The 20,009-nt window shown below is 45.0% G+C and carries 8 protein-coding genes and 1 pseudogene; 1 reads left to right on the forward strand and 8 read right to left on the reverse strand.

Translation table 11 applies throughout. The features are described 5' to 3' along the window. From I6E83_RS14950 to I6E83_RS14535, 7 genes and pseudogenes are all read right to left on the reverse strand, one after another. On the reverse strand, positions 1–380 hold a 380-nt coding region (locus I6E83_RS14950), incomplete at its 3' end, for an Ig-like domain-containing protein (RefSeq protein ID WP_320158399.1). Continuing rightward, the gene (locus I6E83_RS14905) at positions 278–2,365 is read right to left on the reverse strand and encodes a hypothetical protein (RefSeq protein WP_320158397.1); all 2,088 of its coding nucleotides are present in this window, start codon (positions 2,363–2,365) and stop codon (positions 278–280) included. The genes I6E83_RS14950 and I6E83_RS14905, both read right to left, overlap by 103 nt. Before the next feature lie 43 nt (positions 2,366–2,408). Beyond that, a pseudogene (locus I6E83_RS14995) lies at positions 2,409–3,455 on the reverse strand (Ig-like domain-containing protein); the annotation flags it as partial. Positions 3,456–3,717: 262 nt separating this feature from the next. Then, positions 3,718–4,278, reverse strand: a complete 561-nt coding sequence (locus I6E83_RS14520; RefSeq protein WP_197102954.1) for a hypothetical protein — start codon at positions 4,276–4,278, stop codon at positions 3,718–3,720. A 456-nt stretch (positions 4,279–4,734) separates the two neighbouring features. After that, entirely contained in the window at positions 4,735–5,904 is a 1,170-nt protein-coding gene (locus I6E83_RS14525) for an HlyD family efflux transporter periplasmic adaptor subunit (RefSeq protein ID WP_197102955.1), read from the reverse strand. Further along, entirely contained in the window at positions 5,897–8,197 is a 2,301-nt protein-coding gene (locus I6E83_RS14530) for a type I secretion system permease/ATPase (protein ID WP_197102956.1), read from the reverse strand. The genes I6E83_RS14525 and I6E83_RS14530 overlap by 8 nt, the downstream gene beginning before the upstream one ends. A 118-nt stretch (positions 8,198–8,315) precedes the next feature. Further along, the gene (locus tag I6E83_RS14535; RefSeq protein ID WP_227680973.1) at positions 8,316–9,806 is read right to left on the reverse strand and encodes a TolC family protein; all 1,491 of its coding nucleotides are present in this window, start codon (positions 9,804–9,806) and stop codon (positions 8,316–8,318) included. 296 nt (positions 9,807–10,102) lie between these two features. On the opposite strand from I6E83_RS14535, the gene I6E83_RS14540 reads away from it, so the two are divergent. Beyond that, positions 10,103–10,888: a hypothetical protein gene (locus tag I6E83_RS14540; RefSeq protein ID WP_197102957.1), complete on the forward strand. Its 786-nt coding sequence runs from the start codon at positions 10,103–10,105 to the stop codon at positions 10,886–10,888. A gap of 227 nt (positions 10,889–11,115) precedes the next feature. Here I6E83_RS14540 and I6E83_RS14545 read toward each other — a convergent pair whose 3' ends face one another. Further along, positions 11,116–19,998, reverse strand: a complete 8,883-nt coding sequence (locus I6E83_RS14545) for a Calx-beta domain-containing protein (protein WP_197102958.1) — start codon at positions 19,996–19,998, stop codon at positions 11,116–11,118. Between the last annotated feature and the right edge of the window lie 11 nt (positions 19,999–20,009).

The raw sequence follows: 20,009 nt of genomic DNA on the forward strand, positions 1-20,009 counted from the left end.
GCATCTAAGATGTCAACGGTGCTGCCCGCTTCGGCGGTTCCAACCACGATCGTGCCGTCAAAGCTGTCAATCACTGGCGCCGTTGGTGCCGTGCTGTCTACACTGATGTCTTTGGTTGCAGGGGTACTGAGGTTACCAACAGGGTCGGTTGCCGTGGCGGTTAGTTGCTCTGCTCCTTCGCCCATGGCTGCCACATCAGCAGCAACCACTGCCACACTCCAATTACCATCGATATCCACTATTGCAGGTTGACCGATCTGAACACCCGCTTCATTGGTTAAGGTGATGGTGTCACCTGCAGTGCCGGTGCCAGTGACGGTAAAGCCCGCTTCAGCTTCAATGCCGTTAATAATGTCGTCACCTGTGACAGCATCGATGATGGGGGCGTCAGCATCAGCATCAGCATCAGCATCAGCGTCAGCGTCAGCGTCAGCATCAGCATCAGCGTCAGCGTCAGCGTCAGCGTCAGCGTCAGCATCAGCGTCAGCATCAGCATCAGCATCAGCGTCAGCGTCAGCGTCAGCATCAGCGTCAGCATCAGCGTCAGCGTCAGCGTCAGCATCAGCGTCAGCATCAGCGTCAGCATCAGCATCAGCATCAGCATCAGCGTCAGCGTCAGCGTCAGCGTCAGCGTCAGCGTCAGCGTCAGCGTCAGCGTCAGCGTCAGCGTCAGCGTCAGCGTCAGCGTCAGCGTCAGCGTCAGCGTCAGCGTCAGCGTCAGCGTCAGCGTCAGCGTCAGCGTCAGCGTCAGCGTCAGCGTCAGCGTCAGCGTCAGCGTCAGCGTCAGCGTCAGCGTCAGCGTCAGCGTCAGCGTCAGCGTCAGCGTCAGCGTCAGCGTCAGCGTCAGCGTCAGCGTCAGCGTCAGCGTCAGCGTCAGCGTCAGCGTCAGCGTCAGCGTCAGCGTCAGCGTCAGCGTCAGCGTCAGCGTCAGCGTCAGCGTCAGCGTCAGCGTCAGCGTCAGCGTCAGCGTCAGCGTCAGCGTCAGCGTCAGCGTCAGCGTCAGCGTCAGCGTCAGCGTCAGCGTCAGCGTCAGCGTCAGCGTCAGCGTCAGCGTCAGCGTCAGCGTCAGCGTCAGCGTCAGCGTCAGCGTCAGCGTCAGCGTCAGCGTCAGCGTCAGCGTCAGCGTCAGCGTCAGCGTCAGCGTCAGCGTCAGCGTCAGCGTCAGCGTCAGCGTCAGCGTCAGCGTCAGCGTCAGCGTCAGCGTCAGCGTCAGCGTCAGCGTCAGCGTCAGCGTCAGCGTCAGCGTCAGCGTCAGCGTCAGCGTCAGCGTCAGCGTCAGCGTCAGCGTCAGCGTCAGCGTCAGCGTCAGCGTCAGCGTCAGCGTCAGCGTCAGCGTCAGCGTCAGCGTCAGCGTCAGCGTCAGCGTCAGCGTCAGCGTCAGCGTCAGCGTCAGCGTCAGCGTCAGCGTCAGCGTCAGCGTCAGCGTCAGCGTCAGCGTCAGCGTCAGCGTCAGCGTCAGCGTCAGCGTCAGCATCAGCATCAGCGTCAGCGTCAGCGTCAGCATCAGCGTCAGCATCAGCATCAGCGTCAGCGTCAGCGTCAGCGTCAGCGTCAGCGTCAGCGTCAGCGTCAGCGTCAGCGTCAGCATCAGCGTCAGCATCAGCATCAGCATCAGCGTCAGCGTCAGCGTCAGCGTCAGCATCAGCATCAGCATCAGCATCAGCATCAGCATCAGCATCAGCATCAGCATCAGCATCAGCATCAGCATCAGCATCAGCATCAGCATCAGCATCAGCATCAGCATCAGCATCAGCATCAGCATCAGCATCAGCATCAGCATCAGCATCAGCATCAGCATCAGCATCAGCATCAGCATCAGCATCAGCATCAGCATCAGCATCAGCATCAGCATCAGCATCAGCATCAGCATCAGCATCAGCATCAGCATCAGCATCAGCATCAGCATCAGCATCAGCATCAGCATCAGCATCAGCATCAGCATCAGCATCAGCATCAGCATCAGCATCAGCATCAGCATCAGCATCAGCATCAGCATCAGCATCAGCATCAGCATCAGCATCAGCATCAGCATCAGCATCAGCATCAGCATCAGCATCAGCATCAGCATCAGCATCAGCATCAGCATCAGCATCAGCATCAGCATCAGCATCAGCATCAGCATCAGCATCAGCATCAGCATCAGCATCAGCATCAGCATCAGCATCAGCATCAGCATCAGCATCAGCATCAGCATCAGCATCAGCATCAGCATCAGCATCAGCATCAGCATCAGCATCAGCATCAGCATCAGCATCAGCATCAGCATCAGCATCAGCATCAGCATCAGCATCAGCATCAGCATCAGCATCAGCATCGGCATCGGCATCGGCATCGGCATCGGCGTCAGCATCGGCATCGGCGTCATCTATTTCTGGTACAGTGATGCTAATTGAATCACTCTCATTACCTGCAGAATCAATAACCGTTGCTGTTACTGTTTCGCCATCAATTAATGGTGTTTCGCTAGTATCAATGACATAGTCACCATTGTTGTCTACTTCAGCAGTGTAATCAGGTACACCATCACCATTAGTATCGATTGTAATAGTTGAATTAGGTTCGCCTATACCAACAATCTCAGTACCATTTTCATTAATTTCAATAGTTGGTGCATCTGGCGCCACAGTATCCACACTGATGTCTTTGATCGCAGGGGGACTAACGTTACCAGCAGGATCGGTTGCAGTCACGGTTAGTTGCTCTGCGCCTTCACCTATTGCAGTGACGTCTGCTTGAGTCACAGCCACACTCCACGTGCCATCTGTACCAACGGTCACTGGCGACCCTATTGGATCGCCTGCTTCATTAGTTAAGGTGATGGTGTCACCTGCTGTACCAGTACCTGTGATGGTAAATCCTGCAGCAGCTTCAGTGCCATTAACAATGTCGTCGCCTGTGATCGCATCAATGATTGGCGCAGCTGGTGCGGTGCTGTCGCCAGTACTAGAATCGCCGCCAGAACCGCCACCAGAAAGTGCTGCGCCTGCTAATCCAAGACCCGCCAATCCAGCTAGCCATGGTAATGCACCAAAACCTTCAAATTCTGTCGCACCTACCCACCAAGGCGTAGCATATCCCTCTCCACCCAACGCTTGACCTTGTACTTCACCCAATTGCAATTCAGTGACGAAATCTGCTACTGCACCAGTATTGGGGACGTAATAGTAGTAATTACCATCTTCAGCGATACCCATAAGCGCATTATCAATATCATCATAAAACCCTTCCATGATAAGGTCGGCGTTTTCGCTATTTTCTTCAAAAGAAACGTGAAGATCGTTATTTACTCGCTTAGTCACAACATCATGTGGGGCATACCCCGTTGATTCGTCAAGAAGTTCGTAGTTCACTTTATCGGTGGCTTTTATTATTGTAGTTTTGCCGTCCTGCGTAATAACTTTGTGCTCAGAAATGGTTTGTATTTGGTCACTTACTTTGACAACTATCGTATTCATAACATCATCCTTAATTAATTCTAAGTCAAAGAAATATCAATATAAAATCGCGATTTTCTATTTATTCGTTTTTTCAAATATACAAACAGCGCTATGTATTTTTTAATGTATCTATTTTCTGCCTTATATCTATAAAGCAGCTTCTATTCCATAGAAATCCACTACAGAAAAATGGTTTTAAAAAAATGTAAATTATAATTATTTTTTATTTGTTTGTTTACTTTCAACAAACAGCTAAATGTATTTTTATCGGTGCTAAATTCTAAATATTACAGTCTGATAACACTCGGCTAATCTGATGGGTTTGACGAGTACTCTTCTTCAAAAGTAACAATGCTTCATCAGTTGGAATTTTATGGATGATAGGACCACTCTCTTTTGACGCAGCAACTTGTAGATAAGTTGTCGTTTGGGGATCAAGTTGATACTGTTTAGAGTAAGCAGTGATTTTGCCAGTTTGTTCATTTAACACTTTGGCATTAATAAGCTGCAAACCGTTGCATACCCTAAGATCTGAATAGTGTCCGTTTGTCAGGCTCACTTGAAATACCTTATTAGGTCCCATGCTTATATTTATATTACTTGGATTGATATTGCTTAATGGGTCGTTATTCTTTGCATTGCGGAAAAAGACGATTCTACTTTCCATTTCTTTTAAGGAATCATCAGGCATTACTTGAAATAATTGGTAAGGGGTTTTTAAATTGGTTTTGATCTTACTATTAGAGAGAATTAATTTCTGATTTTCTTTTATGGTCTGACAGCCTGTTAGGCCGAGAGTTACAAAGAATGCAACCGATAATAATATTGTTCTTCTTTCCATAGCATTCTCTCCTTATTAAATAGAAATTACTAAATATACATTTTTTAATGAGAATAAATATCATTATTATATACATAAAATAGGATTATAAAATAATGCGAAATATTTTTAGAATAATCATTCTTATACATAAAATTTATTAACAATAAATTACATTAAATATTAATTCTATTAGCAATAGATATATTCAAATATAAATAAATCATAAATAAACAGTTTCTATATAAATATATAATAGAGCTGCAATAAAGACAATATCTGTCATAGGATTAATTATTACATTTCTTTTCATTAGCAGTTAGCAGTTAGCAGTTAGCAGTTAGCAGTTAGCAATATTAAAAAATAAAGATATCTTGGAAAGTTTTGAATACAAAAAAAAGCTACGATACACGTTGGTATCGTAGCTTTTAGATTAAACAAGTACTTTACTAGATTAAGATTTATCTATAATGGCTCTTAGCGCTCGCCTAAGCCCTCTGAGAACGTCTTGGTAATAGGTTTGGTCAGATAAGACAATACAGAGCGCTCTTGCGCTTTGATATCAACGGAAGCCGTCATACCTGGCTTAATCACAATCTCTTCACGGCGACCGGCAAACTCAGCACCTGTGATTTTTATCTGCACGCGATAATAAGGCTCTTCCCCTTTAGGCGTCTGCTCCATTAGAGTATCAGGGCTGATATAGATCACATTACCATTCATTGCACCAAAGATAGAATAATCATAAGCGTCCAGCTTGACACTAGCAGCCTGTTGCTCTTTAACATAAGCAATATCTGCCGGACTTACCTTTGCCTCAACGATAAGATCACTACTGGTTGGTAGTATCTCCATGATAATCTCACCGGGCTTCACAACACCACCAATAGTGGTAATAAGAATATTATTGACCTTACCATCTGTAGGAGCGAATAGGTTTTTCTCTTCTAGCACTTGTGAATGATCGCGCAACTGCTCAAGCTCAACATCTAGCTCTTCTTGCGACTTAGTCATCTCTGACTGCGCTTCCTCAAAGTACTTGTTGCGCTTGTTGGTAATCTGCGCCTGAATCTCAGCAACTTGCCGGCGCAACTTAATCACATCGGCTTGACTGACATCACCATAGGTTAATAGTGGCTCATTCATACTCAGTTCTTGTTGTGCCAGTACCATCATTCTCTGTAATGAGTTAACGTCTTGATCGATCGCTTGGCGACGACGATTATATAGCTGCGTTTGGTTTTCGATATATTCGCTATAATTTTTGATACCTTCTGGGAAAACCAGTGGTCGTTCAAATATTTCAGCTTCTAATCGTGCTATTTTCGCTTTTAATGCAGCGATTTTTGATCCCGAGTTGGCCACTGCTGCTTGTGCACGCTCTTCTTCCAGTCTGACTAGCAGCTGACCTTTCTCAACTTCTTCGCCTTCTTTGACTAATATGTCAGTCAGCACGCCACCTTCAGCTGCTTGAATGTCTTGCGTACGAGCGCTAGCAATGACCGTAGCAGAAGCTCTGGTTACTTGATCGATTTGAGCAAAGTATGCCCAGACAATTAGTACTACAATTCCGATTAAAGCGCCCCAAATAATAATGCGTGTGCGCCCAACTTTCGGATCATGAGTTTTATGCTGATAGTTATTCATGGTCGTTTCCTAGATTGTCGCTGTTATCGCTATTGTCATTACCGCTCGCTGACGTCTTTTTATTACTAATGACTGTCACTTTAGGTTTACTGACTTTAATGGAGGTTTGATTTGCTTTTTGCTGTGTATCGTTACCTTGTAATTTTTCTAACACTTGTGCTTTGGGGCCATCCATGACGATTTGTTGATTGTCCATAATAATGATGCGATCAACCAACTGCAAAAGAGGCATTTTATGGGTAGCAACAATCAAAGTTTGGCCTTCTCCAAACTCTTTTCTGAGGACGTCAATACACTGCAACTCTTGGCGATTGTCCATCGATGCTGTTGGTTCATCCATGAGTAGTATAGAAGGCTTGGTTAATAGCAGACGAGTGAAGGCAACCAATTGCTTTTGCCCACCTGACAGTCCTTTGCCACCTTCACTAATCGGCAAATCCAAACCGCTAGAGTGACTGGCCACAAGTTTTATTAAACCCGTCTTGATAAGAGCATCACGCATGACATCATCGCTAGGTGCAGGCAGTCCAATCAACAGATTTTCGCGCAATGTGCCTTCAAATAGCCTGTGGTCTTGTTGTAGATAACCGAGCTGCTCACTCATTGACTCACGACTAATCTGCTGGATATCCAGACCATCTAACAATATACGACCTTGCGTTGGCGCATATAACCCTGATAGCACTTTGAGCAGCGTTGATTTACCAGAACCAATTGGCCCCAGTACGGCAATTCGCTCGCCTGCTTTGACATTAAGCTTATTGATAGCCAGTGCTGGTTGGTCATTGTTTTGATAGTTAAAGGTGACTTTATCTAGAATAAAGTTACCAGCAATCCGGCTAGGTGACAGTGGATGACTGACACCATGGTTGTCCTGCTGCAGTGAAAACAGCTGCTCAATATTAAGCTTAGCTGCTTTGGCATGTGAAGCTTGCACTAACAATCCTGGAATGCTCATGACCGGTGCTAAAATACGCCCGCCCAAAATAGAACACGCTATCAAGCCACCCATCGTCATGTCACCAGACATCACCACAAATGAGCCAACAATGACAATGCCGACATAACTGGTCTGCTGAATCATCTGCGATAAATAACTGAGATTATCGTTAGCATGCTTCATATCTAGATCGTTTTTGGTCGTGATATTCATCACATCTAGCCAGCGCGACAGAAACTTCCAATTGCCTGCGCCTGCCTTAATGGTCTCAACACCCTCTACCGTCTCAACCAAAATACCTGTCTTACGATAAGAGGCTGATGCGCCAATCGATGCGATACTGTCGATTTTTTTGCGGGCACTCAAACCCAATATAATGGCTATTATTGCCGCTATGATAGGTACCAGAGCCACTAACGGATTACCGATCACGACAATCAAAGACACAAAAATAATGGACATCGGTATATCGACGAGACCAAACAAAGTACTGGCGGTATAAAACCCTCGGACTTGTTCGTAGCCACGAAGCTGCGCCGCCATCGAGCCGACCGATCCTGGCATCTGATCAATACGTACATTTAATAAGCGCTGAAACACCTCACGTGATAGGTACTGATCAAGATTGACCACAACTTTGTCCATAATCTTTGAGCGCGCAAACTTCATAAAAGTTTCGAATAAGATGACCAGTCCTACACCGCTTGCCAAGATAATTAGGGTGTACTCACTACGCGTCGGAATCACTCGGTCATAGACCTGCATGGAAAACAGCGACACAGCGAGCGCCAGCATGTTAATCAAAAATGAGGCGACCACTGCTTCGACGATGATACCGCGGTAGTTTTTGAGGTCTTTTTTGAGTAGCTGATCAAATGAGGATTGTTTGCGTTTGCTAGGCTCTTCCTCTAAACGAACCCGCAACGAATGCACAAAATCAGTCCCTGCATGTGCGGTAACATTATCAAACTGCTTAAAATCCCATTTTCCTTGCGGATTAAGTTGCTGAATGATACCCCAACCTTGTGTAGGATGCAGGGCCAATAATGGCAAAAACGCGGCGTCGGGTACAGGTAGAGACTCAGGTAATTGCTCAATACCTAACTGTCCTAATACTTGAATAATGTCTGAAAGCGTTGATATGCTTGGCTGCTGATAGATAACACCCTGCAATCTGACATTATCGATAGGATAACCTTGCTCTGTTAGCAAGGTACGTAATGCGTCTGCCAATGATAATGCATGTGTATCTAGAGGATCATTGGGCGTTGTTATCGATAGTTGTGTTGTAGCATCTGCCATCAGCTCACTATCCGATGTTTTGTCATTAGAAGCTGGAACCGGTGTGCTCATGATAAATATATCCCATGGATTAAACTGATAATAAATAATGAAACAATGCGTAAAACGAATGCGTAAAAACAATTGTCTATGATGGCTTATGAATATGAGTAGGTGGCTTGCCAGCCGCTTATGGAATATCCGTTAGCAGCCCTGTATTACTACCGCTGCTACTAGGATAATCATAGGCATCATAAGAATCGTCAATAGGATACGTCACCATGTCTTTATCTTTCATAATGATAGGCTGTGTGACAGAGCTCTCTGTTCGCAGCGTTGTACTCTCTTGACTCTTTAGCCAGTTCTTAACAGGATCTAGGGGTCTATATAGCGATTGTGACTCACGGCTCTTGCCATACTGTTGCCAAGACATCAGACCAAAATCAACTTGTAGCTTATAGTAAGCGGCGATAATAGAGGTTTGAATCTCAACCAGCTGTGCTTGATATTGAGAATGCTCACGTACCGCGTTGAGGACTTCTAGCCAAGATTTTCGACCCGCAATGAACTGACGGCGATAAGAGCTGACAACAATCTGCGCGCCTGCAACGGCTGCAATCAACGAACGCTCTTGATCTTTTGCACTGGCGAATTGCTGATATTGCGTCTGTATGGTTTCGAGCACAAGTCGCCTTGACGCCTCTTTTGACTGCTCTAAACTATTAACCCGAGAAGCTGATGCCCTTGCTAGTGCTAAGCTAGAAAATCCTGCACCAGGATTGTAGCTAAGCCCCACTGAAAACGCACCTTCACTATTGTTGTTATCCTCGTGATAATAGTCATACGCATATTGCGCATATAAGGTCGGATAGCTAGAGGACTGCTGAGACTTGACCCCTTGCTTGGCAGCCTCGACTTGATACTGTTCTTTGACGACTGTAGGATTATAAAAGCTAGCTTGATCGAAGGCCATTTTTTCAAAATCTTGCGAATAGCTCTTAGCACGGCCAACGAGCTCAGTTAAATTCTGTGCGGGCAGTTCGTTAGCTGATATTCTACGACCAGTAATTTGCTGTAATCTCGCGATGGCAATACGCTGCTGCTCAACCGTACCTTGATAGGAGTTCTGCTCCTGTAAAATACGGTTAGCCACCAAATCCATGTCGATACGGGCTGAAACACCTTGACTCACACGGCGTTTCATCATTTCCTCAAACTCTGCCAATAACTGCAGATTGTCATAGTAGACCTGCTGTTGAGAGACAGCTGTCATATAGCTTTGCCATGCTTCAATCGTGGTTTTGGCGACTTCGTTTTGTTTTTCGTAGACCGTTTCTGTTGCCGCCTTGTCATCAAATATCGCTTGGTTAATATCGGCAGTCAGCTTACCACCTGTCCATAATGACTGGCGTATTTGTAACTGCGATATCTGGCCATCATCGTTATCATAACCTGATGAAACGCTGGGCTCGGGCAACATATTGAGCTTCGCTGCGCGTATACTCTCTGTGGTTGCTTGTTGCTCTGCACGTGCTGAACCAACTAAAGGGTGGGTCTGGATGGCTTGGCTAATAAGCGTATTCATGTAACCATCAGATTCTGCGAATGCTGTACTCGATAGCGACATTAGCAACAGACTGAATGCCACGCCATAGTACCTACGTATTGCTACAACTACCATATGGGGCAGCCCTCTTTTCAATGGGTCATAATAATAAACTTTCATTTAGTTTGGCTCAGTCCTACTTTAATAAAATAAAGAATTGCAATGCTTTACAAGCGGAAGTCTGTCATTATTTGCTAAGTATTATTGCTATCATTACGCTGTAGTTTATACCATGTCTATAGATAACTAAACCATCATATTAATTGAGCACGTATCTATAGGGCATATAACTCCAAAAAGACCTGACGATAAAACTTTAGAACAAGTTAACTAATGTCCAATATTTAGTTTCAATGTGGGGATCAAAAACTATGACACAACGCTTGCCATCACCTACCCCGCCTACCAAACCAAAAGACAGATCAATGCTCGCCATTGTGCTAGCTGTGCTGCTACACATTTTGATAGCTATCATCATCTACTTCACTGTTTTTGATGACAACACCTCAAAATCGACTGACTCAACATCTGTACTTGAGTCTTCAGAGTCGCTATCTATCGTAGAAACAATCGAAAAACCACCCTTATCAGCATCTGATGAAACAGTAACAGCCGATACTAAGGAAAAAGCAACGACACAATCTGGAGCAATATCAAAACAAGCATCATCTGACAATGCTAAAACGGCAGCCGTCACCAACAATAATGTCGCTACTAAAAGTACCGCTACTAAAAACACGGCTGCTATAAAAAAACCATCATCGACTCAAAATAATACACCAAAAACTAATGACAACTTGAGAGCAGAACAAGCACTCTCTGATGAGAATCAAACTCGCCTAAAATCCACCATAGACAATCAAGACAGCACACCTGAATACACACTCAAAAAAACCAAGGAGTACGAATCGTTAGATACAGAGATCGATAAAGACAGCGAGCAAATGGCCAAACTGATTGACGAAGTCAAAAAACGCAATCAACAACAGATTGAGCAACAGCGAACAAATACGTTAGGCTCGCAGTCGATACCCAATTCTGTACCAAAGCCAGCGGCCGTAACCTCTGAGCAACAACCTCAGAGTAAAACGGATACTACCTCACCACCGTCCAATGGTGACTATCCTATTACGCCTATCAAACCGCTTACTAAGTAATAATAGATATATATATAACCTGTCCATAATAAAATCACTGCGGTGTTAAACTCGCCTCGCCAATCACACTAATATATCACTTGTAATCAGTTGCCTTATATCTAGTCCAGACTCCCTCTAACCAACGATATCAAACACGACATAATAAAAAAGCCATAATGAATTATGGCTTTTTTACATTTAGTTAACGAATAGATATTAAAGCAAGTGCCTGTTAATCAGTGCAACTAGATTACCGTCGTAGTGATATCTGTATCAATATATAGTGCAACGCTTGAGTCCGTCGTACTTTGATACAGGTTATATCCAGCTTGATCTGACGTTTGCTGCTTCACAAACTCCGATGTTAATGATATTTGATCGTTATTATCACCACTGACGAATAGCTGATTATTGCTATCGGTCACGTTAATGACATCACTAGTGCTCAGATTGGTCAATGATTGCGCGCCATTGCCTGTTATATCGAGAACTTCAAAGTTATCAAGCACTGATGAGTCAAAGCTACCAAAATTTATACTAGTATCAGTAATCAGGAGTGTGTCACTGCCATCGCCACCATTGATGAGTAGGTCAGCAGCATCAAACACGATGGTGTCATTACCCGCACCGCCATCTATCGTATCAGCATCTGCACCGCCACTGATCGTATCATTCCCTTCACCACCATTAATAACATCATCACCTGCACCGCCATTAATAGTATCATTACCTTCACCACCGTCAATAGTATCCACACCAGCACCACCGTTGAGGGTATCGTTACCTGTGCCGCCACTAATAGTGTCGTTACCACCGCCACCAGTAATCGTATCATTGCCAGCGTTACCCGTCAGGATGTCATCTCCGGCATCGCCATTTAGGGTGTCTTTACCACTACCACCGATAAAGGTGTCATTACCAGCACCACCAGAATATTTAAGCGCCGCCGTTTGATTGACTGAAATCAAGACATCATCTTCAGTGGTGCCATTGAAAACTAACGTCGGTTTTACATCAATCTGGATCGTACCTGTTGCTGTAGTCAAAGTATCGCCATTCGCAGTTTCGACTGTTTGCAAGGTGATATCCAAAGGCCCAATATAAGAGGTCGCCGACCTCACAAGTAAGCTATTGACGCTTGTATATGGAACGCCTGATATCACATAAAATCCTGGCTCTGTCCCACTAGGCGCCGTCCATGTTACATCAAGCGCAGTGCCATCGCTGGTCGTGAGTTCTAGTACATCACCATACAGACTAGCACCAGAAACGATAATACTAACCGTTTCACTACCATCCACATCTACCATGTCGGCATTCAGGTTTAGTGTGGTCCATTGTCCTTGTGAACCCAGTAAAGTAGATGGATCGAATGTGATATCGTCAGCAACAGGCGTCACATCAAGATCTATAATTAATGGATCACTGGCCATACCGCTATTATTAATTACTGCCATCTCAATACCAGTAACGACTCCACTGACATCGGCAGGAGGTGCAATAAAGATATTATCCGTCTCACCTGTGGCACCGCTATTAACATTTGCCAGTTTACTGGTGTCAATTGACCATGCATTGTTGCCATTGCCATCTGAGTCACCATTATTGCTGGCTAGCACCACGTCGCCGGATGTATTGGTGTAATATACCAAATAACCATTAGGCACTTCATCAAGCGTAATCGCAGCAGCCGTATCATTTTCATCAACAGCATTTATTTTGTAATCTATCGGAATTTTGGTATCTTCATCGCCAGTTGCTATTGCATCTACACCATCATAAGTGATTGCCAAGTTGTCAGGCTGCGCCGCAACCGTAATGTCATAGCTGTGCTCATAGGTCAGTGTCCCGCTATCATGGCCACTGATATTGTTGACCTCTGTGTGCGTTGTATAGACCTTGACAATAGCCGTGCCGTCTTCGTCGGCGGCAGGGGTATAGTTAACGGTGATGCTATCAGCAGGGTTCACACCATCAATGGTGGCGTCTGTGTCTGCGACATCTACCACGTAATACGTACCAGCCGGAATACTACCTACCTCTCCATCTGCTAAAGTAACGGCAACTAATGCCGTGCCAGTACTGTCAGTCAATACACCAGTGGTGCTATTAACATTGGTTAGGCCAGTCTCATCGAGTTGCAAATAAAGCTTACCATCGACGAGAGAAACATAGTCACCATCGGCATCATTGGTCAAATTGATATTAATAGCGACAGAGGTGTCTTCATCTGTTGAAACCGTTGTCGTCTCGCCATCGTTATTGATTGGGTCTGTGACGGGTTTAATTTCGACACTGACATCGATATCATCACTGGTTTTCAACCCTTGATTGTTCAAGGCTGTAAACTCTACCCCAAAATTCAGGTTCTGATTAACATCAGAAGTATCATTGGTGCTGAAGTCTGCAGGTGGTGTCAACGTCACAGCAGCTAGCGCCTCATTGGGTGTTAGACCATTAGCATTATCAACACTTATTAACCATTGACCGCCGATTTTTTGCACCGTGACAGCTGCGTTTGTACTGCTCAACAAGACACCATCGGGTAAATCAGTTAATGAGAAAGTGTAAGAGCTTACCGTGGTTTCTGTAGCCGCTTTAAGTGTCGCGTTTATCACATCAGACAATATAACAGTACCATCTTCTGTCTGAGACAGTGGCGGTACAGTCTCAAGCGTCGCAATCAAATCAGGATCGATAGGATTCTCACCTGTACCATCTCTATCTAAATTGAGCACAAAGGTATTAGGTACACGTGCTTCACTACCGCTCAATCCTACTCCGTTAATATCTTGAGTAATACCAGTGACAGTCACTGTGAAATCGCCCTCAGGAATATTGGCGGTATTTGGATCGCGGGTGAGTTGGAGCGTATAGCTTGGTGCAGTGGGACCAGTGATCGCTGGATCTGGAACATCCACATACCACGTACCACCTGATAAGATGCCACCCTCTACGATAATACCAGCAGGCACATCTGTTATTTCCAAGCGCGTAAATGACTCTGAGCCATCTTGATCATCTGACGATAGCGACACAATAACCTCAGCATTATCATCATTAGCACTGCTAATAACGATAGTATTGTCAGTTACATCTAATTCAATACTAGGCGCATCCGTCACTGCTTGGAAAGTAACGTCGATATTGGCACGGCCCGTTATCGATGTGCTACTAATCGTCGAGTTATCCGCTAATGACGCCGTATCAGTATAAGTGTAATCAAAAGGTATCGTGACATTGGCATCGCTATGACGCTTATCATCATCGTACATAATTTCGATGACTTGATCTGCATCATAGGTATAGATTTCGCCGTCTACTAGCGTGACCTCAACATTATCAACACGCAACGCGATGTCTGCATCTATTAAAACTTTAGCATCTAGTATGATGGTTTCTAGTGCTTCATAACCAATAGCACTATCGGCTGAGTCTGTGGTATCACTACTGGTGAAAGCAGCGAGGAAGTTAACAGTCGTCCAGGTATCTTCGACTGCTAGCACTTGTGGATCATTGACCACACCATCGGCTGCATCAGGCGTAACCACGATGGATATGCTTTGAGTATCATGCGTGGCACTATTACCAGAGACAACTTCAGTCGTTGTACCAGTAATCGTAAAGTCTATCTCACCAGCAAAGTTATCCGGAGTGACCAGTTGAGCTGTACCATCCTGTAAAGCCTCTAAAGACACAGACCAGCTACGAGTCTCACCACTACCACCTAAGAAAACTGCGCCTGTTATATCAAACCCAACTGGCACGCCTGTCACTTTATAAGTGACTTGCTCTGTCGCTGGAATATCAACGTCATACGGCGTAATCGCAGCAGCATCAGAGAAAAACTCTGATAACGCTATCAGGTTACTGGCATCTAGCACGTCTTCTGCGATAGTATAAGTGTAAGCTTTACCATTGACATCAACGGTTGCCAGTTCATCATTTAAGATAAGATCGGCTTGACCGAAAACACGAATAGGCAAGTTCAGTACCGCACTAGACGCGCTGGTATTGCCATCACTTTCCACACTCACTGCAGATACTTTCAGATTGACAGTACCACCAAAGTTTTCAGCTGAGACAAAGTATAGGTTGTCTACTACATTGGTATAATCTGATATTGTCACTGAACCACTGCTAGTATCTAACAGCGTTACGGTGCCATTATCATCAACATACAGCTGCGCGCCTGCTGGAATATCATCGATAGTCACATTATAAACTTCTGATCCATCGTTATCACGCGAGCTTGGGCGAATATTTAGCTTAATGCCATCTTCAGGAGTGACAACAGCTGGCATAACTGTACCATCACGTTCATTCTTACCGACGATTGCTTGATCTTCAAAACCGGTTGCAGGATCAACGCCCAACGAGACAACATCTGCAACTCCTTTAACGGTAAAGGTCAGGTAGCTCTCACCACTGGTTGCTGTCACACTACTACCGGTATCTTCATCATAATCAGTAGTAACAGCTTCTACCTTAACCGCTGTAGTAGCAGAGGACGCCACATTGTATTCGCTATAATCATCAGGCGGTGTAACCGTTACGCTATTGAGGTAAGCCGCTGGAATATCCACACCACTACCGCTATCAGTCAGACTAACCGTAACACCTGCACTATCAATATAAGTAAATACAGCCCCTTCGATAGCAGTAAAAGTACTGCCATCTTTGTTACCAAACGTTAGGTGAGCTTCTGTTTGCTCAGAATCATTAGCATCAGTGGTATGGCTTTCTGTTCCAAAATCGATTGAATCATCTTGATTAGACCAGCCATCTATTAGGTTAAACGCACCATCAGTACCCAAGTTAAAGGCCGCATCTTCTTGCGCCGCTGTTGTGTATACATGGTCCGGATTGATGGTTAGGTCAATTGTGCTATCACCATCCATATCGCTACCGACAACTTCAGCAACAGGCGTGATTGTTACAGTTTGGGTCAATTCAGTTGTTGCACTAATAGAAGCCCCTAAACCTCCGTCATCATCCAAATCGGCACTAGTTACCTCAAAAACAATGTCAGTATCTGTTGAAGATTGCGCCAACGGCGTAAGCGATAAACCACTTAGATTAGAGGTATCTGTAATGACGATAAGGGTACCGCCACTCGCACCTACTGTCTCAGTGGTACCATCGCTATAAGTCCAACCTTCTGGCAAGGTAAACTGGATCGCAGTGATGACTTCGGCAACGGCTGAGCTACCATCTTCGTCATCAAGTACTGCAAAATTAAACTCATCAAGCGTGATTGCTGTGTCTTCAGTAGTGCTAACGTTATTTGCAGTCACTTGGCCAGCAACAGGTGTTACTGTCATATCAACCGTCACCGTACTGATTAGCTCAACCGTTTTGTTTGCTGGGGTCGAATCAGCATCGTGGTCTTGGGTATATAACGATACAGTAATATTGTCCATATCGAGTGAATTATAGATGGCTGACTTAATACTGATCTTCGGCTCTGAGCTACCACTCACAGCCAACGTAGTAGAGGTAGGTGACGCAGAATCCACACCAAGTAATACCTGACCATTACTATCAACAGTATACTCAGTCGCCGTACTGCTACCAGCAGGTGTGAATGAGACAACAGCATCTGGCTGTAAGCCGCTAATAACGAATCCATAGGTTTCTGTACTACTATTACCTGCTGACACCAAATCACCAAATGCAGTAATGATTGGCAAGTTAATATACTCGCCTTCTTTAGCACTAATAGTATAAGCACTACCAGCCACAACCCCGGTATCACCTACCACTGTCGTATAGCCAAAGGTACTGACATCATCGCCAGTGCCATTATTGTTACTGCTATCGGTTACTGCTTGTACGTTGACACTAATGGTCATATTGGCAGTAACCCCTGCTACCCCTGAGACGATAGCACCCGTACTATCGACCTCATACTCAGTAACAGACATTCTAAACGAGATATTAGTGGCACTATCTGTAGGTGGGGTTAGCGTCATCGCTTCAAACTCAGCAGTAGTCATGTTAATGGTTGGTGTACCAACACTGCTAATGACATTAGCATCACTAAGCAAAATAGTGATATTACCGCCTGATGCAGTAATGCTACTGCTGCCATAGTTCAAAGTAACACCAGTAGGAACGCTCCTCAAGGTGATCAATCCAATACGTTCTGAGCTATCATCTGTATTACTGGTAAGATCAACGCTGTCTGAAATAATTGGTGCTGTTAACCCTAGTGCCACAGTTGTGTCTTCATTAGTCGTTACTGAAACACTAGACAGCGTAGGCCTATCTGAAACTGGAGTAACGGTAATATCAAGAGTCTCAGAATCTGCAGATCGACTGGCATCACCTACTGGTAAACCGTTCGATACGTTAGCGGTAATGGTTGGAACAGTACCACTATAATTTGCCGTTGGTACAAAGGTATAGCTACCATCACTGTTGACTGTGAGCTGACCTATTGTGTTTCCATCTATTGTAACGTCCGTTGCAGCATTAGTTCCTGCTGTGACTGAAACTGTTGTACCATTAACCTCATAACTCTCTACGGTCAGCGTTTCTCCGAGGTCAACATCGTCGATATCATTATCGAAAATATTACCAGTTAATGTGACATCTTCCTTAACCGTTTTAGTGTCGTTAACGAGTGCAATACCATCATTGGTACCAATAATGGTCACTTCAACGTAGCGAATTTCACTAGTGCTGATTTCGTTACCATCAGCAGCTGTAGTAACACCTTCATTATCGTTAACTTGTACAGCGTAACGAATAGTGATGGTTTCTCCTTCAGGAAGGAAGTCAAGAACCGTTGCAGCAGCATCAATACTCCAGTTACCCGCCTCAAAACTGCCTGCATCATTTTCTGCAGTAAATATGCTTGATAAGGCTGCTTTCTGAGCAGCTGACAATGGATTGATCTCTGTAAAGGTCGAATTATTTGGATCATACACGTAGATGTTTTCTGCAGCTAGTTCAGTAATCGTCGGCTCATCACTGTCATCAGCATCCGTAAAGCTGATGGTACCAGTTCGAGTAATAGCAATATCATCAGCCTGCTCGGTTATTGCGGCAGCTGTTTCAATAATATTATTACCATTAGCGGTGTTGGTGATGACAGGTCTGTCATTAGTACCGTTGATCGTAATGGTGAGCGTTGTCATACTACTATCGCCATCAGCATCTGTGATGGTGTAGTTGAACGTTTCGGTTAAGCTTTCATCTACAGCAAGATACTGTGCTGCATCGTTATCGAGATCATAACTGTAGCTACCATCTGCATTGAGCGAAAGCACACCATAATCGCCTTGTGTACCGCCGCCTACTGTACCCGCTACCGTAGCAGATGTTACTGACTCTATAGCCGTAACGAGTGTGGCGTCTGCCCCTAAACTGTCGGCAGCATCTGACGCAGCGGCGCCAGTAGCCGTAAGCACGTTACCCGTTACTTTGTCTGTTTCTTCAGTAAGGCTATTGGTATCTGGATTGGCAGTAGGCGCGGTATCAATGATACGAATATCTAGCGTGTCAGATGAAGTTCCACCTGCAGTGTTGGTAAGATTGACGGTAAACTGGTCTAATACATTGTCACCAGCGGTATTATGCGTTTCGGCACTACCATCTTCAGTATATGCATAAGTGAGCGCGCCTGTGGCCGAGTTGTAACCAGTAATAACCAGTTGTCCTTCGCTACCATTAATAATGACAGGGTTAGCAGTAGTCGCTGTGGTCACATCCGTGTTATTTATAGTTAAAGCCGTAACACTTTGCGGGTTAGTGATGCTGATAGCGCCAGTCACAGTGTTACCTGTGCCTTCAACCACGCTGTTATCTTGTGGTGTTGTGGCTGCGTCAGTATCTTCAATGGTGATGGTTGGTGCTATATCATTGTCAGTAATGGCGGTAGTAACACTGGCTTGCGTGTTATCAATACTGGCATTCAGTGATGCGTTGGATAAAGCAATTGTATAGTTTTCAGAGTTTTCAAATAGATTATCGTCAGTGATGCTAACCGTAACCGTTTTGGTTACCTCACCTGGTGCAAAGGTGATGGTGCCTGAGTTTGCAACATAATCAGCCCCAGCCGTTGCCGTACCATTATTGGTCTCATAATCAACCGTCACAGCAGTTGATGACGGGTTGGTTAAGCTAACGGTGTAAGTGACCGTACCGACATTTTCATTAACTACGACCGCACCATCAATCGAAATAATGGGTGCGTCATCGTTGTCAATGATGTTACCTATTGCTGTACTTGGTGTGACTTGTCCGCTTGCACTTGCTGTAAGCGTGATAGTCTCATTCGGTTCATCAATATTGTCATCAATCGTAGGGACACGCACGATAATACCATTTGTACTATTGGCTGGAACATCGACACTAAAAGTGCCATCTACAGCAACAGTAACCGTGCTGAAAGTGTTGCCACCATCTAAGCTTACTTCGACAGGCGTGCCAGTATCTGTACCCAGTACCGCTGTACCATTCGCTAACGTCAGCGCTACTGTGGTATCAGACTCAGATACATTGCTTAAATCAACCGTGAACTCAAGAGCGTTGCCCTCAGTCACACTGTCTCCAGTAACGATCGCCGTAGGTTTATCACCTTCTTGAGGTGTACCATCTGCCGCGTCTTCATCTAATATGCTGCCCGTGGCAACGGTACTATCAATCTCTGCATTGTCAGCACTCGTGATCACAAAGCTGAGCTGTTCACTGTTTTCATAAATATCATCGTTGTTGGTGGTAACCGTGATAATAGGTGCAGCTGTACTGCCTGTAGGTACTTTGACGTCAAGCACCGTGGTGCCATCAAGTACCGCTTGAATGGCAGTACTACCAGTGATGGTCACTACGTTACCAGAGGAATTGGTATAAGTAATCGAAGCAATGTCGGATGCTTCTATATCACTGCTAGAATCAACAGAAACTTGTACTGTGGTGTCAAAGTTACTTTCATTATCTTGCTCAACCGTGTAGCTCAAGACATTGTCCACTCCTTCAATCGCCTGTGAATCAGTGGCGGTAATGCTAACAGTCGGTTTGTCGCCCTCGTTTACGGTGCCGTCTGTCGCGTCTTCATCGAAGATGGTGGCAGTATCGGTGGCTGTGCCAATGCTGGCATTCAGCGGATTGCTAATGCTCATGCTCAGCGCTT

This window comes from Psychrobacter sp. SZ93C1, assembly GCF_015864635.1.
Classification (GTDB): Bacteria; Pseudomonadota; Gammaproteobacteria; order Pseudomonadales; family Moraxellaceae; genus Psychrobacter; species Psychrobacter fozii.